The organism is Kitasatospora sp. NPDC086009 (assembly GCF_044540385.1).
GTDB lineage: Bacteria > Actinomycetota > Actinomycetes > Streptomycetales > Streptomycetaceae > Kitasatospora.
Window position 1 is genome coordinate 81,334 of record NZ_JBITSA010000012.1, and the last position, 16,829, is coordinate 98,162.

Below are 16,829 nucleotides of genomic sequence, written 5' to 3' on the forward strand. Positions count from 1 at the left end.
GGCGCACAGGCCGTTCCGCCCGTCAGCGCCCGAGAACGGCCTGCATCACCGACCGGGCGATCGGTGCCGCCAGCGCGCCGCCGGCGACATCGGTCGCGTCGCTGTCCGCGACCACGACCGCGACCGCCACCGGCGCCACCGCGCCGGAGCCGGCCGGCTTGGCCCAGGCGATGAACCAGGCGTAGGGCGTCCCGGAGTTGTCCACCCCGTGCTGGGCGGTGCCGGTCTTCCCCCCGACCACCGCCCCGCCGATCCGCGCGTTGCGCCCGGTGCCGTTCTCCACCACGTCGGTCATCAGCCGCTGCACCTGCCCGGCCACCGCCGGGCTCATCGCCTGCCGGTACGCGGCCGGGCGCATCAGCTGCACGGTGGTGCCGTCCTGCTTGGTCAGCTTGTCCACAAGCTGTGGACGCATCACGGCGCCGTTGTTGGCGACCCCGGCCGCGACCATCGCCATCACCAGCGGGGTGGCCGCCGTGTCGAACTGGCCGATCGAGGAGAGCGCCAGCTGGGACTCGTTCATCCGGGTGTCGAAGTTGGAGCGGGCCGGCCGGACCGGGACGTCCAGCCTCGGGTCGTTGAAGCCGAAGTCCGCGGCCGTCTCCACCATCCGGTCCAGCCCGACCTGCACCCCGAGGTAGCCCAGCACGCTGTTGCAGCTGTGGACCATCGCGGTGTCCAGCGACTGCCCCGGCTCGTCGCACGCCGGGGTGTCGTTGACCAGCGGCGTGGTGGTCCCCGGCAGGACGTACGGGTAGGGCGCGCCGGTCGGCGCGTCCGGGTCCGTGACGACGCCGTGCTGCAGCGCGGCCGCCGCGGTGACCACCTTGAAGGTCGAGCCGGGCGGGTAGGTCTGGCGCAGCGCCCGGTTGAGCATCGGCTGGTCGGCGTCGGCCTGCAGCCGGTTCCAGGCCTCCTGGTCGGCCGTGGAGGAGCCCGCGAAGCTGCCCGGGTCGTACGAGGGGGTGCTGGCCAGTGCCAGGATCCGGCCGGTGGCGGGCTCGATCGCGGCGACCGCGCCCTGCTGCCCGCCGAGTCCGCGCATCGCGGCCTGCTGGGCGGCCCGGTCGATGGTCGTGTAGACGTCCCCGCCGGGGTTCTGCTTGCGGGCGACGGCGTCCCAGACCGCCCAGCTCGCCAGCCGGCTGTCCGTCCCGGAGAGCAGGTCGTCCTCCGTCCCCTCCAGCTGGGTGTTCCCGTAGGCCTGCGAGGAGTACCCGGTGACGGCGGCGTACAGCGGGCCGTCGGTGTAGGTGCGCTTGTAGTCGTACCGTCCGCCGGTGGGTTCGGAGCCGGTGACGCTGTCGGCGCCGACCAGCAGGTTGCCGCGCGGCTGGGAGTACCGCTCGATGGTGAGCCGCTGGTTGGCCGGGTTGTGGTCCAGTTCGTCGGCCCGGAACACCTGGACCCGGGTGGCCTGGACGCACAGCGCCACGGTCAGCAGCAGGCAGAAGGTGCCCGCCCGGCGGCCGGTGACGGAGATCCCCGGCCGGCCCTGCGGCCCGCCGCCCCGGGAGCGGCCGAGCGCCATCAGACCTCCCCGGCGGACGGGCGGCGGGCGATGTCGCTCATCCGCACCAGCAGCGCGACGATGATCCAGTTGGTGACCACCGAGGAGCCTCCCTGGGCGACGAACGGGAGCGTCATCCCGGTCAGCGGGATGAGGTCGAGCACCCCGCCGGCCACCACGAACACCTGGAGGCCGACGATCGACGCCAGCCCGATCGCGAGCAGCCGGCCGAACGGGTCCCGCAGCGCGATGCCGGTGCGAAAGCCCCGGGCGACCAGCAGCGCGTACAGCAGGAACAGCGCGATCAGCCCGGTCAGCCCCAGCTCCTCGCCGATGGTCGCGAGGATGAAGTCGGACTTGGCCGCGAACCCGATCAGCACGGAGTGCCCGTTGCCGAGGCCGCTGCCCAGCTCCCCGCCCCAGGCGAAGGCGAACAGCGACTGGGCGATCTGGTTGGCGCCCCGGCCCTCGGCGATCGAGCCGAGCGGGTCCAGCCAGTCGTTGACCCGGCTGTGCACGTGCGGCGAGAGCCAGCCGACCCCGACCGCGGCCACCGCGGCCAGGAACAGCCCGATGGCGATCCACCCGCTGCGCGCGGTCGCCACGTAGAGCATGACCACGAAGAGGCCGAAGAAGAGCAGCGAGGTGCCGAGATCGGTCTCCAGGACGAGGACGCCCACGAAGGCCGCCCAGATCAGCAGGACCGGCCCGAGCACCCGCCCGCGCGGCAGCTGGAACCCGAGCACCCGGCGGCCGGTCAGCGCCAGCGCGTCCCGGTGGACCGCCAGGTAGGCGGCGAAGAAGACCGCCAGCAGGATCTTGGCGAACTCGCCCGGCTGGAACGAGAGCGGTCCGACGGTGATCCAGATCCGCGAGCCGTACACCGGCGGGAAGAAGATCGGCAGCACCAGCAGCACCAGCGCCACCAGGGCGCCGATGTACGCGTAGCGCCGCAGCCGCTTGTGGTCGCGCAGCAGCACCACCACCGCGATGAACAGCGCCACCCCGAGCGTGGACCAGAGCAGCTGGGTGGGGGCCGCGCCGCCGCCCGGAGTGGCCCGGTCCAGCCGGTAGATGACGACCAGTCCGATCCCGTTGAGCAGCACGCCGATCGGCAGCGGCAGCGGATCGGCGTACCGCGCCCGCCAGCGCACCACGGCGTGCGCCAGCAGCGCGAGCACGCCGAGCGCGGCGCCGTACTCGGCCGCGTCGGCGGGGACCGTGCCGTCGATGTTGACCCCGACCTCGGCGTAGCCGAGGACGGCGATCAGCACGGCGGCCAGGACCAGCGCGAGCTCGGTGTTGCGCCGGGTCCGCACCGTCCGGCGGGGCCGGCCGGCGGTTCTCGTCACGGCGGAGGGTGTCGCCACGGACCGTCCTGGGTGTCCTGCTGCGCGGGTGTGCTGCTGACGGAACGACGGCCGGGGCGGCCGGCCGGCCGGGCCCGTCCGCCCCGGCCCGGCCGGCCGGTCCGGCGGGTGGGGCTCAGGCGGAGGCCGGGGCGGGCTGCACCCGGGACGCCTCGACGGTGGCCCTGAGTTCGGCCTCGGCCCCGGCGGAGAGCGAGGTCTGGATGATCCGGCCGCCGTAGCGGGCCAGCGCCGGCACGACCTTGTCGGCCGTGGCCCGGCGGACCAGCAGGAACACCGCGGCGGTGCCCGGCTGGAGGTGCTCGGCGACCTCGCGCATGAAGTCGTCGTCCACCCCGATGTCGGTGGAGGCGCCGACCGCCGCGCCGGCGGCGCCGCCCACCGCCGCGCCGAGCAGCGGCATGAAGAACAGCAGACCGATGACTCCACCCCAGAGCGCTCCCGAGGCGGCGCCCGCACCCGTGGTGCTGACCTGCTGGTGCAGCTTGATCCTGCCGTCCTCGCGGCGTTCCACGACGACCGCGTCCTCCAGGTCGATCAGCTTCTGGGTCTGCAGTCCGACCGCCTCGTTGCGCACCGCTTGGGCGGTGGCCAGATCCGGGTAGGCGATCGCGAAGAGATTGCTCATGTGCTGGTCCTTCCAATCCGTCGGACGTACCGGCCGGGCGCGGGCGCCGGTGCCCCGGTTCGTCACCCTAACGAGCGCTATCCGCAGATATGGGCTCTTGCGGCCGGTGTGTCCCGCCTCGTCGAACCGGCCCGCCGCCACCCGCACCGCCGCCACCCGCACCGCCGCCCGGCCCCGCCACCGCACCCGCTGCCGGCCGTCCGACCGGCGCCCGCCCCGACCCGGGCGGCGCACGCCTGGGCATCCGGCGGCCGATGTCCCACCGGCGCCCGGGAGTTCGCGCCGGAGTCCGGTGGCCCGTGCACCGGACCGCGTTGGCCATGGCGAACTGATGATCCCTAGGATCGGGCGGGTGACTACCGGACGACGCCCGAAGGCCAGGCTCGGCAGCCTGCTGGCCGCCCTGGCGATAACAGGCGGCGCGCTGCTCAGCGGCCTGCCCGCCCATGCCGACGAACCATCAGCCGGCAACGCCGGCAAGGAAGCCCCCCGGGTCGACCTCGTCCTGGACGTCAGCGGCTCGATGCGAGCCACCGACATCCAGGGCAAGAGCCGCATCGCGGTGGCCCAGCAATCCCTGAACGAGGTGATCGACGCCCTGCCCCCGGAGACCGACTTCGGCATCCGCACGCTGGGCGCCAACGTCCCCGGCGAGGCCGACAAGGCCCAGGGCTGCCTGGACACCAAGCAGCTCTTCCCGGTCGGCAAGACCAACAAGGTCGAGGCCAAGACCGCGGTCGCCACCCTGCGCCCGACCGGCTGGACCCCGATCGGCCTGGCCCTGCGCGGTGCCGCGCAGGACCTCGGCAAGGGCGAGACCACCCGCCGGGTGGTGCTGATCACCGACGGCGAGGACTCCTGCGCCCCGCCGGACCCGTGCGACGTGGCCCGTGAACTCGCCGCCCAGGGCATCCACCTGGTGATCGACACCCTCGGCCTGGCGCACGACGACAAGACCCGCCAGCAGCTGCTCTGCATCGCCAACGCGACCGGCGGCACCTACACCGACGTCCGCACCCAGGAGCAGCTCACCGACAAGGTGAAGCAGCTGGTGGACCGCTCCAACGACACCTACACGGTGGCACCGGTCAAGACGGCGGGCACCGACAAGTGCGAGAGCGCGCCCGTCCTCACCCCCGGTGTCTACAGCGACCGGGAGAAGTTCTCCGAGCACCGGGTCTACCGCGTCCCGGTCAAGGCCGGGCAGGAGCTGCGCGCCTCGGTCAGCGTCGCCCTGGACCGCGGTGTCGCCCGTGACTACGGCGTCCTGCTCCAGGCCACCAGCGCCACCGGCCAGGAGCTGGTCCGCGGCACCGACGCCGGCAGCGGCCGGACCGACGTGATCTCCACCGGTCTGCGCTGGTCCACCGACGACTCCAAGGGCTACGCCTCCGCGACGCCGTCCGCCTCGCCGAGCGGCAAGCCGGAGACCACCGTCTGCCTGGTCGTCAGCAACTCGCTGGCCGCCCTGCCCGGCGTCCAGGCCGACCCCGGCCTGCCGCTGGAGCTGACGGTCGACCTGTCCGCCGCCTCGCCCGCCCCGGACGGCCCGGCGATGGGTCTCGGCCGCGGCTGGATCCTGCTGCTGGTGCTCACCCTGGCCGGCCTGCTGACCGGCCTGCTGTTCGGCTGGATCGCACGCTGGCGGATCGCTGTCTGGCGGGAGAACTGACCATGCGTACCTCGACGACCCGCGCCGCGCTCGCCGCGCTCGCCCTGCTCCCCACCCTGGTGCTGGCGGCCCCCGCGGCCTCCGCCGCCTCGCCGTCCCCCTCCGCCGGCGCGAGCGGGACGCCCGCCCCGGCCACCAAGGCCGGAACGTCCTTCCTGACCGCCATCAACCTGGCCCCCGGCCAGGACGCCAACGTCGCCGCCTCCACCGGCGACTACCTGTACTGGGCGTTCGGCGCCTCCGAGGGCCAGACCGCGACGGTCGGCCTGACCGTCGGCCTGGCCCCCTCCGCCGACCGGCACGGCCCGCAGACCTGGAGCGTCGAGGTGTTCGACGGGCTGCGCCGCCGCCAGTCCTGCACCGCCGGCACCCAGAACGCCACCGCCGACCCGGCCGCCGCCTCGCTCGCGCTCAGCTGCACGCTGCGCGAGGTCCGCTCCTGGGCCGAGCCCTGGTCCGGGGACCCGCTGCCCGGCACCTACTACGTACGGCTCTCGCTCGCCGACGCCCCGCAGCCGGACCTCGGCCTCGCCGCCTCCGTCCAGCTGCACGTCAGCGCCAAGGGCGACGCCGACAACGCCCAGCCGGAGGGCGGGGAGCTGAAGGCCCCGCTGGTCCCGCCGGTCGGCGGCGGCGCCGCGACCGCCAAGGCGGCCGCCCCCGAGGAGGCCGAGGAGCACTGGTACACCGGCTGGTTCTCCGGCTGGAACAGCCGGTGGTTCTGGACCCTGGCCGGCGGCGTGCTGGCGGCCCTCGCCGGGGTCGCCGGCTACACCCTCACCCGCCACCCGCACGGCCGCCGGCCGGCCCGCTACGGCTCCGTGCCGCCGCAGGCCGGTGCCCCGCAGCCTGGCCCGTACGCGGGCTCGGGCCAGCCCTGACGGCACCCGACACCCTCCCGAGGGCCGGCCGGAGTCTCTCCGGCCGGCCCTCGGCCGTCTCGCCGGTCCGGCGGCACCGCTCTACGCTCGAAAGATGACCCGGCAGCCGGACGGCAGGATCGTGGTCGGTGTGGACGGCTCCCCGCTCTCCCTCGCCGCCGTCCGCTGGGCCGCCCGGCTCGCCGCCGTCACCGGCGGCCCGCTGGAGGCGGTGACCGTCTGGGAGTTCCCCTGCCTGCTGGGCGAGCACGGCCTCGTTCCGCCCGCCCTGGACGGCTTCGGCCCCGAAAGGCACGCCGCGCGGATCCTCGACGAGACCCTGGCCGCCGCACTGTCCTGCGCCGGACCCTCGGCCGGGCCCTCCGCCGTCCGGCGCCACCTCAAGGCCGGCGCGCCCGGTCCGGCACTGACCGGCGCTGCCGAGGGCGCCGCCGTGCTCGTCCTCGGCAGCCGTGGCCGCGCCGCGCCGCCCGGCGCCGCCCTCGGCACCGTCACCCAGTACTGCGTGCACCACGCCCCGTGCACCGTCGTGGTGGTCAGGTGATCATCGTCACAGGCCCAACTCCCGGCCCGTGACGACCCGCTGACCGCCCGTCCGCCGCACCTTCCGGCACAACGCAGAAGTCCCGCCCGATCTCTCGATCGGGCGGGACTTCCTGTTGGGTGGAGCTGAGGGGATTCGAACCCCTGACCCCCTCGATGCGAACGAGGTGCGCTACCGGACTGCGCCACAGCCCCAACGAGAAGAAACTTTAGCACCTTTCGGAGGGGGCTCGTGACCACCCCCGGAGGACCGGACGGCCGGGGGTGCCGGAGCACCCCCGGGCGGTCACTCGTTGGCGGCGCGCCGGCGGGGTTCGGTGGCGGCGGGCTCGGCGTACTGGTCGAAGAGCGGGGTGTTGCGCGCCTCGGTCGCCCGGACCTCCCCGGTACGGACCTCTCCGGTACGGGCCTCCGCCGGACGGCCGGCCGTCCAGGTGCCGGGGGCCGACAGGTCGAGGCCCCGGCTGACCCGGGGCGCCACCGGAGCCGTGACGTAGGTCGGCAGCGGGACGGGCACGGGCTCCCAGGAGTCCGGACCGGCCGCGCCGCGCTCGCGCATGCCGTCGACCCACTCCTCGTGCTCGGTCGCCTCCGCCAGTGCCGAGGCGGACGCCGGACCCGCCGGCTCCGGGGCCCGGTCGCGGTCGGTGGCGAGCCGCAGGTGCGAGCGGCCGCGACCGGCCGGCTCCGCGGCCTCGGGGGCCCGCTCCGGCGCCTCCTCGGCCGGACCGGCCTCGGCACGCTGCTGTTCGCGCTTGCGCAGCCGCTCGGCGGCCTGGGCGGCCCGGACCCGGTCGATCTTCACCTCGTACCGCAGCCGCTCCAGCTTGCGCAGGTGGCCGATGTAGAGGGTCAGCAGGGTCGCCGGCACGGCCGGGACCCAGAGGAAGGCGAGGCCGGACACCGCCGCGACGACCGCGCCGAGGGCGAAGGCCAGGAAGAGGACGGTGACCATCCGGCGGCGCCGGGCCAGCAGCCGAGCCCGGGGCTCGATCCCGCCGCGCGCACCGGTTGGGCGCTCGGGGGCGCGGAGCACGGGCCGCTGCGGCTCCGCCTCCGGCAGCCGCTCCGGCTCCGGCGCGGTCCCGCCGGCGCGGTCGGCATCCGGATCACCGTCGCGGTCGGCACCGGGATCGCCGTCGGGACCGGCGCCGGGGTCGCCCGGGGCGGCCTCGTCCCGTACGGGAGGGCCGTCGTCGCTCTGCTCGTCGTCACGCGGTTCGTCGCCCAGGGCCCGGGCCGCCCGCCGCTCCAGCGCCGAACGCCCGGCCAGCAGGCGGATGGCGGTGCTGAAGCGTTCCGTCGGGCGCGCCTCGTTGAGCTCGTCCTGCCTGCGGAGCCACATCGGCACCAGATAGGCGGCCCAGGCCCCTACGATGACGGCGTAGATAAGGCCGCTACTGCTCACGTTTCACACCGTACGGGCGGCGGGGAAGGCACGGCAGCAATTTGGCACGGCGTGTCGTGTGATCAAGCTGATTCTCCGACTATTTTGCCGGTATTTGTGCCCGTCCGTCGCCACGCCGATGCCATATCGATATTTGGTTCGAACATATATTCAATTACGCGGGCGCCGCGCCGAACTGAGCGTCCGCCAGCGTTCCAGCATCCCCTCGGGAACCTCCTCGGCGGTCAGCGCGTACACCAGGTGGTCGCGCCAGTCGCCGTCGATGTGCAGATAGCGCGGCCGCATTCCCTCCGAGCGGAACCCGAGCTTTTCCACCACCCGACGGCTCGGTCCGTTCTCCGGCCGGATGCAGACCTCGATCCGGTGCAGGCCCAGGGTGGTGAAACAGTGGTCCACCGAAAGCGCCACGGCCGCCGGCATGATGCCCCGGCCGGCCACCGCCTCGTCGATCCAGTAGCCGACGTTGGCCGAGCACATCGAGCCCCAGGTGATCCCGCCGACGGTCAGCTGGCCGACCAGCCGGCCCTGGTGGAGCACCACGAAGGGCAGCATCCGCCCGGCCGAGGCCTCACCGCGCAGGAACCGGACCATCTGCCGGTAGGTCGGGCGCGGGCCGGTGCCCCGGCCGGCCGGGCCGGGCGGCACGGTGGCCTCCCAGCGCCGCAGCCAGTCCCGGTTGCGGCGGCTGACCTCCTGCCACTCCCGCTGGTCCCGGCCCCGGATCGGGCGCAGCGCGACGTCCCCCTCGTGGAGTTCTACCGGCCAGCCGGCGTTCAGTGCGCTCTCCCGGAAGCAGGTGCGTCGGGCCGGGGGTGGTCCCCGCCGCCGAGCTGGTCGACGGCGTGCGCGAGCAGCGGCTCCAGGACGGCCAGGCCGTCCCTGACGCCACCGGTCGAACCCGGCAGGTTGACGATCAGGGTACGTCCGGCGAGGCCCGCGAGCCCGCGGGAGAGCGCGGAGGTCGGGACCTTCTCGCGGCCGTACGCCCTGATGGCCTCGGGGATGCCGGGGATCTGCCGGTCGATCACCCGCGCGGTCATCTCGGGGGTGAGGTCCATCGGGGAGATGCCGGTGCCGCCGGTGGTGAGCACCACGTCGTACCCGGCCGCGACGGCCTCCCGCAGGGCCGCCTCGACCGGCTCGCCGTCCGGCACCACCCGGGGGCCGTCGGCGGCGAAGCCCATCGCGGCCAGGCCGGCCACCAGCAGCGGGCCGCCGCGGTCCGCGTAGACGCCGGCCGAGGCGCGGTTGGAGACGGTGACGGCCAGCGCCCTCATCGCCGGCGCCCCCGTGAGCGGCGCCCCCGCGTCCGGCGCGGTCATTCCGGGCTCCCCGCGGCGAACCAGTCGCCGCTCTTGCCGCCGGTCTTGCTGAGCACCCGGACGGACTCGATGGCGGCGCCCTTGTCGACGGCCTTGACCATGTCGATCACGGTGAGCCCGGCCACCGCGACGGCGGTGAGCGCCTCCATCTCGACGCCGGTCCGGTCGGCGGTCTTCACGGTGGCCGTGATCTCGACCGCGTCGTCGGTGACGGAGAGCTCGACCTTCACCCCGGAGACCGCGATCGGGTGGCAGAGCGGGATCAGCTCCGGTGTCTTCTTGGCGCCCATGATCCCGGCGATCCGGGCGACCGCGAGGGCGTCGCCCTTGGGCACGCCCTCGCCGCGCAACAGCTCGACCACGCGGGGGGCGACCCTGACCCGGCCGGCCGCGACCGCGGTGCGCGCGGTGGTGGCCTTCTCGGAGACGTCGACCATCCGGGCCGCGCCCTGGTCGTCGACATGGGTGAGGCGGTCGCCGGGGGGTGAGGCGGTCACGGGTGGCTCCAGGGGGCGCGCAGATCGAATACCGCGCTACCGTACTCCTCGCTCCGGCCGGGGCGTGGGACGGGCCGTGCCGGCGGACGGGACGGCCCGGTCGCCGGGACCGCTCAGCCGCCGAGCAGGACGACGTCCACCTCGCTGCCGGCGGCGAGCTCGGTGACCTCCTCGGGCACCGTGATCAGGCAGTCCGCCCTGGCCAGCGCGCCGACCAGGTGCGAGCCCGCGCCGCCGACCGGCTCCACCACGCCGTCGCCCGCCGCGTACCGGCCGCGCAGGAACTGCCGCCGCCCGGCGGGCGAGCGCAGCGCGACCGGGCAGACCGCCCGGACCACCGGGCGGTGGACGTCGGCGGCGCCGAGCATGGTGCGGATCACCGGGCGGACGAAGAGCTCGAAGGAGATGTAGGCGCTGACCGGGTTGCCGGGCAGGGCCAGCAGCGGGACGCCGGCGCCGGCGCCGATCCGGCCGAAGCCCTGCGGCTTGCCGGGCTGCATCCGCAGCCGGCGGAAGTCGACCCCGCCGTAGGACTCGAAGACCTCCTTGACCACGTCGTACGCGCCGACGCTGACGCCGCCGCTGGTGACGATCAGGTCGGCCCGGCCGAGCTGGTCCTCCAGGACGGCGCGCAGCCGGTCCGCGTCGTCCGGCACCCCGCCGACGCGGTAGGCGATGGCGCCGGCGTCCAGGGCGGCGGCGGTGAGGGTGAAGCTGTTGGAGTCGGCGATCTGCCCGGGGCCGACCGGCTCGCCGGGCTGGACCAGCTCGCTGCCGGTGGAGAGCACCACCACGCGCGGGCGGGGGCGGACCCGGACGGTGCCCCGGCCGATCGCGGCGAGCAGGCCGATCTGGGTGGGGCCGAGCCGGGTACCGGCTTCCAGGACCCGGTCGCCGGCGGTGACGTCGCTGCCGCGGCGGCGGATGTGGGCGCCCTCGGAGACCGGGCGCAGCACCCGGACCTCCTCGTCCTCGACCGGGGCGCCCATCGCGTCGGCGGCCCGGCCGGTGCCGCTGCCGCCGTCGGTCCACTCGACCGGGGCGACCGCCTGGGCACCGGGCGGGACGGGGGCGCCGGTCATGATCCGGGCGGCCTGGCCGGGGCCGACCCTGGGCAGTTCGGCGGCGCCGGCGGCGATGTCGCCGACCACCGAGAGCACCGAGGGGTACTCGGCGGTGGCTCCGGCGGTGTCGGCGGTGCGCAGGGCGTAGCCGTCCATCGAGCTGTTGTCGAAGGGCGGCAGGTCACCGCCGGCGAGCACGTCCTCGTCGAGCCGGCAGCCCTGGGCGTCGAGCAGCTGGAGCTCGATCGCGGGCAGCGGGCCGACCGCGGCCAGCACGTCGGCGAGGTGCTCGTCGACGGTCCAGAGCCGGGCCGGCCGGGCGGCCGGTGCCGGGTCCGCGGATCCGTCGCAGCAGGCTGCGGCGGGGGTGGGACTGTTCTCCGTGGACCCGGTCATCGGCGCTCTCGCTCTCTGTCGGCGTGTCAGTCCTGCAGCTCGGAGGCGACGAACTCACGGAGCCAGGAGCGGAACTCCGGGCCCAGGTCCTCGCGCTCGGAGGCCAGACGGACGATAGCGCGCAGGTAGTCCGCGCGGTCACCGGTGTCGTAGCGGCGGCCCTTGAAGAGGACGCCGTGCACCTGGCCGCCGCTCTCGGCGTCGCGGGTGGTCAGCTCGCGCAAGGCGTCGGTGAGCTGGATCTCGCCGCCGCGGCCGGGCGGGGTCTCGCGCAGCACGTCGAAGACCGAGGGGTCGAGCACGTAGCGGCCGATGACGGCGTAGTTCGACGGCGCGTCGGCGGTCTCGGGCTTCTCGACCAGGTCGGTCACCTGGAAGACGTCCTCGCCGAAGCCGTTGGCCTTGACGGCCGCGCAGCCGTACAGGTGGATCTGCGAGGGGTCGACCTCCATGAGGGCGACGACCGAGCCGCCGAGCTCCTGCTGGACCTCGATCATGCGGGCGAGCAGCGGGTCGCGCGGGTCGATCAGGTCGTCGCCGAGCAGAACGGCGAAGGGCTGGCCGGCGACGTGCTGCTCGGCGACCGAGACGGCGTGGCCGAGACCCTTCGGGTCGCCCTGGCGGACGTAGTGCATGTTGGCCAGGTCGACGGACTCGCGCACCCGGCGCAGCCGGTCCTGGTCGCCCTTGCGGGCGAGCAGCTCCTCCAGCTCGTAGGCGCGGTCGAAGTGGTCCTCCAGCGCCCGCTTGTTACGGCCGGTGACCATCAGTATGTCGGACAGCCCGGCGGAGGCCGCCTCCTCGACGACGTACTGGATCGCCGGCTTGTCGACGACAGGCAGCATCTCCTTCGGAGTGGCCTTGGTGGCCGGGAGGAAGCGCGTGCCCAGTCCGGCCGCGGGGACCACGGCCTTGGTTACCGGAATTCGGGAGCTGATCGTCGTCATGCGTTTACCTTACTAAGGCATGTTTACGCCCGGCCGAGCGCGGTTGACCGGCTATGACAGCACGTCGCTGGGCCCGGCCAAGGTGGCAGGCAAAGGGGAAGCGCCGGGTGAGGTGAGGGGGTCCTCTCCGGCACAGGGCGACAGACTACCCGGGTTTTCCGAACGGTCACGCTCGGCAGCGGAGCCGCTGAGTGGCCGGGAGGAGGCGGCTTCGCGCCAGCAGTCCCCGCCGGCGTCGCGGGCCTCGGCCAGGGCCCGGTCGGCGGCCCGGAGCAGGACGGCGGCATGCGTACCGTCCTCGGGCAGCACGGCCACGCCGACCGCGGCGGTGAGCCCGTTGCCCTGCTGGCGGCGACCCTCGCGCGGGCCGGAGGACCAGTCCAGCAGCAGGTGGCGGCGGACCGACCAGACCAGCCGTTCGGCGACGTGTGCCGCGCCCGCGGCGCCGGTGTCCGGCAGCACGATCAGGAAGACCTCGCCGCTGTAGCGGCCGAGGGTGTCGGAGCGGCGGATCTCCATGCCGAGCCGCTGGGCGAGGTCGCGCAGTATCGCGTCGGCCCGGGCCCGGCCGTGTTCGGCGATCACCCGGTCGAAGCCCGCGATGTCCAGCAGCAGGACGGCCAGCGGGTGCGGGCCGTCCTGCTGGTCGGCCTGCTCGGCCCGGCGGGCGCGCTCGATCTCCCGGTCCAGGGTGAGCTGCAGGTGGCGGTAGTTCCAGACCCCGGTGAGCGGGTCGCAGGAGGCGGTGCGCTCCAGCTCGGCGCAGCGGGCCTCCAGCTCGGCGACCCGCTCGCGCAGCCGGGCCTCGCGGTCGGCGGCGGCGCCGTCGGCCCGGCGCAGCCGCAGGCCGAACACGGCGGCGCCGGCCAGCGCCGGGGCGCTCAGCGCGGCCAGGGCCTGGAGCAGCAGCGGGGTCGACATCGGGGCGCCTTCCGCGTGTCAGGCTCTGGACGTCACGGGCACAGAGCTGTGGAGGATCCCATGCACAACGAGAAGAGCGCGCTGAGGACACGGCTGCTGGCCGAACGGCGGGCGCTGGTGGCGGTGGAGCGGGAGCGGGCGGCGCTCGCCCTGGCCGGGCACGCCGGCGCGCTGGCCGAGCCGGGCGCCACGGTGGCCGCGTACGTGTCGGTCGGCAGCGAGCCGGGCACCCGGCCGCTGCTGGACGCGCTGCTGGCGCGCGGGGTCCGGGTGCTGCTGCCGGTGCTGCTGGCCGACAACGACCTGGACTGGGCCGAGTACGAGGGGCCGCAGGCGCTGGCGTCGGCCGGGCGCGGGCTGCTGGAGCCGGTCGGCGGCCGGCTCGGGCCGGAGGCCGTGACCACGGCGTCGCTGGTGCTGCTGCCCGGCCTGGCGGTGGACCGGCGGGGGCTGCGGCTGGGCCGCGGCGGCGGCTCGTACGACCGGGTGCTGGCCCGGCTCGGGCGGGCCGGGGCGCGACCGCTGCTGGCGGTGCTGCTCTACGAGCACGAGCTGCTGGCGAGCGTGCCGGCCGAGCCGCACGACCTGCCGGTGGACCTCGCTCTCACCCCGTCCGGGCCGCACCGGCTGGGGTGACGCCCTCGGTGACGACGGCGGTGACGACGGCGGCCCCGCGCCTCGGGGTCCGAGGGGCGGGGCCGCCGTGTCGTGCGGGCCGGCTCAGCCGGTGGTCAGCACCAGCTTGTGCTTGGCCGACTTCTCGACCGCGTCGGGCGAATAGGCCCAGGTCAGCAGCTTGCCCTTGAGCCAGAGGTCGGTCTGGTCGTTGTAGTTGTCGTGGAAGGCGTGCCCGGAGGCGCCGCCCACGTTCACCCAGCGCGAGGCGTCGAAGTCGCTCAGGTCGACGACCATTCGCATCGACGGGATCCAGTCCACCTGGTAGCCCGCCGCCGCGTTCCAGCCCGCCGCGTCGACCGCGCCGGAGCCGCCGGAGAGACGGTACGGGCCGCGGTTGAGCAGTCGCCGGACGAAGCCGGAGGCGATCGAGGAGTCGTCGCTGCCCAGGGTCTGTTCGCGCAGCGTCAGGGTGTGCAGACGGCCCCAGCTCCAGGTGGAGACGTCCTTGCTGAGCAGCGCCGTGAGGTCCTGACGGGCATTCTTCATCGCCTCGGCGAGCAGGTTGTCGAGGCCCTTCTGCTCGTGGTGGTCCGAGTCGATGTACGTCCACCAGCTGCTGTCGGGCTTCGCCAGCTGCTGGCGCACCACCTCGGTCCAGCGGTCGCCGCCGTCCGGCTGGGCCTTGCCCGGGTCACGGGTGCCGCACTCGGTGACGATCTGGGTGCGGCTGTCGGGCTTGGTCGGGTCGGTCTGCCGGCGGACCAGCAGGCAGTTGTCCTCGGCGCGCAGGTCGGCCGGGAACTTCTGGCCGAAGGAGAGGCTGAGCAGCTGGCGCCAGACGCCGTTGTAGTAGGCGGCGGCGGCCGAGTCGGCGTCCTGGTGGAAGTTCCAGTCCTTCAGCAGGTCCTGCGCCTCGCGCACGTACGGGTCGTCGATCTGCACCTTCAGCAGCATCGGGACCAGCGTCTTGGCCAGGATGCTGGTGTTGTCGAGCTGCATCTCCTGCATGTCGTCCGGCGAGATCTTGCCGTTGTTCCTGAGCTTGGCCTCGATCTGGTCGGTGATCTCCTTGGCCCGGGTGCCGTACTCCCAGTCCTTGGTCAGCAGGTACTTGTACGAGGGGTCGACCACGGCCTGGTTGGCGGTGACGATGTAGCCGGCGGCCGGGTTGCGGCTGTAGGGCAGGGCGGTGAAGGGGACGGCGCCCTTCCACTGGTACGAGGAGTCCCAGCCCGGCGCCGGGTAGCCGCCGTCACCCTTGCCGCGGACCGGGATGTTGCCCGGGGCCTGGTAGCCGATGTTCTCGGCGTCGGCGTAGATCAGGTTCTGCGCGGGGACGGCGAAGTCCTTCGCGGCGGCCCGGAAGTCGTCCCAGCCCTTGGCGCGGTCCAGCGCGAAGACGGCGTCCATGGTCTTGCCCGGCTCCAGCGCCGTCCACTGCAGGGCCACGCCGTAGCCGCTGGTCGAGCGGTCCGGGGCGGAGGCGCCGTTCGGCGCGTACTTGCCGACGTTCTGCTGCTCGGTGCTCTGGTCGGAGATCAGCGGGGCGCCGGTCTGGGTGGTGCGGACGGTGATGGTGCGGTCCTCGCCGCCGGCCACCTTGATGGTCTCCTTGCGCAGCGTGAACTTCACCTCCTTGCCGTCCACCAGGTAGGTCTCCGGGCCGGTGACCTTTTCCAGGAAGAGGTCGGTGACGTCGGCGCCGAGGTTGGTGAAGCCCCAGGCGATGTCCTTGTTGTGGCCGATCACCACGCCCGGCATACCGGCGAAGGTGAAGCCGGAGACGTCGTACTGGCAGGCGGGTGAGGCGGTGCGACAGTGCAGGCCCATCTGGTACCAGACCGACGGCAGGCCGGGGCCGAGGTGCGGGTCGTTGGCCAGCAGCGGCTTGCCGGTGGTGGTGTGCGAGCCGGCGACCACCCAGGAGTTGGACCCGATGCCCTGGCCCTGCCGGCCGAGCAGCTGCGGCATCGCGTCGATCCGGTCGGTGACGTCCTTGAACATCGCCTTGGTCGCGGCCGCGCCCTGCGCGGTGCCCGTGGTGGGGCCGGACTGGGCGGCCCCGTCCGCCGGGCGGTACGCGTCGCCCGAGACGGTGCCGGTCTTCACGATGGTGCCGTTGCGCGCGTACGGGTACTCCGGGTACAGCTCGGCGATCTTCTCCGGGCTGAAGTCCTGGGCGAGCAGCGAGCGGTCGATCTCCTCCTGGAGGTTCCCCGAGAGGTTCCAGGCCATCGCCTTCAGCCAGGAGACCGAGTCGACCGGGGCCCACTGCTCCGGCTTGTAGTCGCCGTTCACCACGCCGAGCAGGCTGTACTCCAGCGAGGCGCTCGCGCCGCCGGGGTGCTCGCCGAGCCAGGCGTTGACGCCGTCCGCGTACGCCTGGAGGTTCTTCCTGGTCTCGGGCGACAGCTGGGAGTCGATCTCCTTCTGCGCCACGTCGCGCCAGCCCATGGTGCGGATGAAGGAGTCGGTCTCGACCTGGCTGTCGCCGAACATCTCGGAGAGCCGGCCCGCGGTGATGTGCCGTCGGACGTCCATCTCCCAGAACCGGTCCTGCGCCTGCACGTAGCCCTGGGCGCGGAAGAGGTCCTCCGGGGTGTCGGCGTAGAGCTGGGGGATGCCGTTGGCATCCCGCTTCACGTCGACCGGCGCGCTCAGGCCCGCCACCTTGACACTGCCGTCGACCTCCGGGAAGGACGCGCGTACCGCGGCCACCCCCCGGTAGCCGCCGTAGCCGGCGCCGGCCACCAGCAGCACGACCAGCACGATCACGATCAGACGGGCGCGCCGGAACTTCTTCGAGCGGGGCATCTGGGTCCTTGCGGTCCTCGACTGGGGGACGGGCGGGCATGTCCAGGGCACACGGCCATGACAGGGGACCACATTAGGCCGAGTCCACTGGCGGGCGTGCACGGGGGACGCTCACGGTGGGATCGGACGAGGTCAGCGGAGGGCGGGAAGGGACCCGTGTGAACGGTGAAGCTAAAGATATGGCAAAATGTTAGACTGAGTAACGATCCGCTAGCGGAGCAATCGCCCCCGGCCGGTC

The 16,829-nt window shown here is 73.9% G+C and carries 15 protein-coding genes and 1 tRNA gene; 4 read left to right on the forward strand and 12 right to left on the reverse strand.

All coding sequences use genetic code 11. The annotated features are described in order from the left end of the window. Positions 1 to 22: 22 nt before the first annotated feature. The 3 genes from ACIF6L_RS25380 to ACIF6L_RS25390 all read right to left on the reverse strand — a co-directional run bounded on the left by ACIF6L_RS25380 (position 23) and on the right by ACIF6L_RS25390 (position 3,508). On the reverse strand, positions 23 to 1,531 hold the full coding sequence (locus ACIF6L_RS25380) for a penicillin-binding transpeptidase domain-containing protein (RefSeq protein ID WP_396488737.1): 1,509 nt from the start codon (positions 1,529 to 1,531) through the stop codon (positions 23 to 25). Next, positions 1,531 to 2,862 carry an FtsW/RodA/SpoVE family cell cycle protein gene (locus tag ACIF6L_RS25385; protein WP_329489288.1) on the reverse strand — a complete coding sequence of 444 codons (1,332 nt, stop codon included), beginning with the start codon at positions 2,860 to 2,862 and terminating at the stop codon, positions 1,531 to 1,533. The genes ACIF6L_RS25380 and ACIF6L_RS25385 overlap by 1 nt, the downstream gene beginning before the upstream one ends. A 133-nt stretch (positions 2,863 to 2,995) precedes the next feature. Further along, positions 2,996 to 3,508: a DUF1269 domain-containing protein gene (locus ACIF6L_RS25390; protein WP_396488738.1), complete on the reverse strand. Its 513-nt coding sequence runs from the start codon at positions 3,506 to 3,508 to the stop codon at positions 2,996 to 2,998. Positions 3,509 to 3,860: 352 nt separating this feature from the next. On the opposite strand from ACIF6L_RS25390, the gene ACIF6L_RS25395 reads away from it, so the two are divergent. The 3 genes from ACIF6L_RS25395 to ACIF6L_RS25405 all read left to right on the forward strand — a co-directional run bounded on the left by ACIF6L_RS25395 (position 3,861) and on the right by ACIF6L_RS25405 (position 6,605). Continuing rightward, positions 3,861 to 5,180, forward strand: coding sequence for a VWA domain-containing protein (locus ACIF6L_RS25395; RefSeq protein WP_329489286.1), 1,320 nt, complete (start codon positions 3,861 to 3,863; stop codon positions 5,178 to 5,180). Between the two features lie 2 nt (positions 5,181 to 5,182). Continuing rightward, positions 5,183 to 6,061 carry a peptidase gene (locus ACIF6L_RS25400; RefSeq protein WP_396488739.1) on the forward strand — a complete coding sequence of 293 codons (879 nt, stop codon included), beginning with the start codon at positions 5,183 to 5,185 and terminating at the stop codon, positions 6,059 to 6,061. A gap of 94 nt (positions 6,062 to 6,155) precedes the next feature. Further along, positions 6,156 to 6,605: a universal stress protein gene (locus ACIF6L_RS25405; RefSeq protein WP_396488741.1), complete on the forward strand. Its 450-nt coding sequence runs from the start codon at positions 6,156 to 6,158 to the stop codon at positions 6,603 to 6,605. A gap of 120 nt (positions 6,606 to 6,725) precedes the next feature. Here the strand turns inward: ACIF6L_RS25405 and ACIF6L_RS25410 are convergent. The 8 genes from ACIF6L_RS25410 to ACIF6L_RS25445 form a co-directional block, all read right to left on the reverse strand. Further along, a tRNA-Ala gene (locus ACIF6L_RS25410) sits at positions 6,726 to 6,799 on the reverse strand. A gap of 91 nt (positions 6,800 to 6,890) precedes the next feature. Further along, positions 6,891 to 8,012: a gephyrin-like molybdotransferase receptor GlpR gene (gene glpR / locus ACIF6L_RS25415; protein WP_396488742.1), complete on the reverse strand. Its 1,122-nt coding sequence runs from the start codon at positions 8,010 to 8,012 to the stop codon at positions 6,891 to 6,893. Between the two features lie 150 nt (positions 8,013 to 8,162). Then, positions 8,163 to 8,789 (reverse strand): GNAT family protein, encoded by a 627-nt coding sequence (locus tag ACIF6L_RS25420; RefSeq protein WP_329492222.1) that lies wholly within the window; start codon positions 8,787 to 8,789, stop codon positions 8,163 to 8,165. Continuing rightward, the gene (locus tag ACIF6L_RS25425) at positions 8,786 to 9,334 is read right to left on the reverse strand and encodes a molybdenum cofactor biosynthesis protein B (protein ID WP_396488744.1); all 549 of its coding nucleotides are present in this window, start codon (positions 9,332 to 9,334) and stop codon (positions 8,786 to 8,788) included. Before ACIF6L_RS25425 ends, ACIF6L_RS25420 begins: the two co-directional genes overlap by 4 nt. After that, entirely contained in the window at positions 9,331 to 9,771 is a 441-nt protein-coding gene (gene moaC / locus ACIF6L_RS25430; RefSeq protein WP_380382281.1) for a cyclic pyranopterin monophosphate synthase MoaC, read from the reverse strand. Before moaC ends, ACIF6L_RS25425 begins: the two co-directional genes overlap by 4 nt. Before the next feature lie 173 nt (positions 9,772 to 9,944). Beyond that, positions 9,945 to 11,291 (reverse strand): gephyrin-like molybdotransferase Glp, encoded by a 1,347-nt coding sequence (gene glp / locus ACIF6L_RS25435; protein ID WP_396488745.1) that lies wholly within the window; start codon positions 11,289 to 11,291, stop codon positions 9,945 to 9,947. Positions 11,292 to 11,317: 26 nt separating this feature from the next. After that, positions 11,318 to 12,238 (reverse strand): UTP--glucose-1-phosphate uridylyltransferase GalU, encoded by a 921-nt coding sequence (gene galU, locus ACIF6L_RS25440; RefSeq protein ID WP_329489280.1) that lies wholly within the window; start codon positions 12,236 to 12,238, stop codon positions 11,318 to 11,320. A gap of 51 nt (positions 12,239 to 12,289) precedes the next feature. Beyond that, positions 12,290 to 13,159 carry a GGDEF domain-containing protein gene (locus ACIF6L_RS25445; protein WP_396488747.1) on the reverse strand — a complete coding sequence of 290 codons (870 nt, stop codon included), beginning with the start codon at positions 13,157 to 13,159 and terminating at the stop codon, positions 12,290 to 12,292. A gap of 60 nt (positions 13,160 to 13,219) precedes the next feature. On the opposite strand from ACIF6L_RS25445, the gene ACIF6L_RS25450 reads away from it, so the two are divergent. After that, on the forward strand, positions 13,220 to 13,795 hold the full coding sequence (locus ACIF6L_RS25450; protein WP_396488748.1) for a 5-formyltetrahydrofolate cyclo-ligase: 576 nt from the start codon (positions 13,220 to 13,222) through the stop codon (positions 13,793 to 13,795). An 84-nt stretch (positions 13,796 to 13,879) separates the two neighbouring features. Here ACIF6L_RS25450 and ACIF6L_RS25455 read toward each other — a convergent pair whose 3' ends face one another. Next, positions 13,880 to 16,591 carry a penicillin acylase family protein gene (locus ACIF6L_RS25455; RefSeq protein ID WP_329489277.1) on the reverse strand — a complete coding sequence of 904 codons (2,712 nt, stop codon included), beginning with the start codon at positions 16,589 to 16,591 and terminating at the stop codon, positions 13,880 to 13,882. Between the last annotated feature and the right edge of the window lie 238 nt (positions 16,592 to 16,829).

Bases quoted from the DNA above. Each gene is read 5' to 3' on its own strand.
- ACIF6L_RS25380 (WP_396488737.1), bottom strand. From the start codon at position 1,531: ATGGCGCTCGGCCGCTCCCGGGGCGGCGGGCCGCAGGGCCGGCCGGGG.
- ACIF6L_RS25390 (WP_396488738.1), bottom strand. From the start codon at position 3,508: ATGAGCAATCTCTTCGCGATCGCCTACCCGGATCTGGCCACCGCCCAA.
- ACIF6L_RS25400 (WP_396488739.1), top strand. From the start codon at position 5,183: ATGCGTACCTCGACGACCCGCGCCGCGCTCGCCGCGCTCGCCCTGCTC.
- ACIF6L_RS25405 (WP_396488741.1), top strand. From the start codon at position 6,156: ATGACCCGGCAGCCGGACGGCAGGATCGTGGTCGGTGTGGACGGCTCC.
- ACIF6L_RS25425 (WP_396488744.1), bottom strand. From the start codon at position 9,334: ATGACCGCGCCGGACGCGGGGGCGCCGCTCACGGGGGCGCCGGCGATG.
- moaC (WP_380382281.1), bottom strand. From the start codon at position 9,771: ATGGTCGACGTCTCCGAGAAGGCCACCACCGCGCGCACCGCGGTCGCG.
- glp (WP_396488745.1), bottom strand. From the start codon at position 11,291: ATGACCGGGTCCACGGAGAACAGTCCCACCCCCGCCGCAGCCTGCTGC.
- galU (WP_329489280.1), bottom strand. From the start codon at position 12,238: ATGACGACGATCAGCTCCCGAATTCCGGTAACCAAGGCCGTGGTCCCC.
- ACIF6L_RS25445 (WP_396488747.1), bottom strand. From the start codon at position 13,159: ATGTCGACCCCGCTGCTGCTCCAGGCCCTGGCCGCGCTGAGCGCCCCG.
- ACIF6L_RS25450 (WP_396488748.1), top strand. From the start codon at position 13,220: ATGCACAACGAGAAGAGCGCGCTGAGGACACGGCTGCTGGCCGAACGG.
- ACIF6L_RS25455 (WP_329489277.1), bottom strand. From the start codon at position 16,591: ATGCCCCGCTCGAAGAAGTTCCGGCGCGCCCGTCTGATCGTGATCGTG.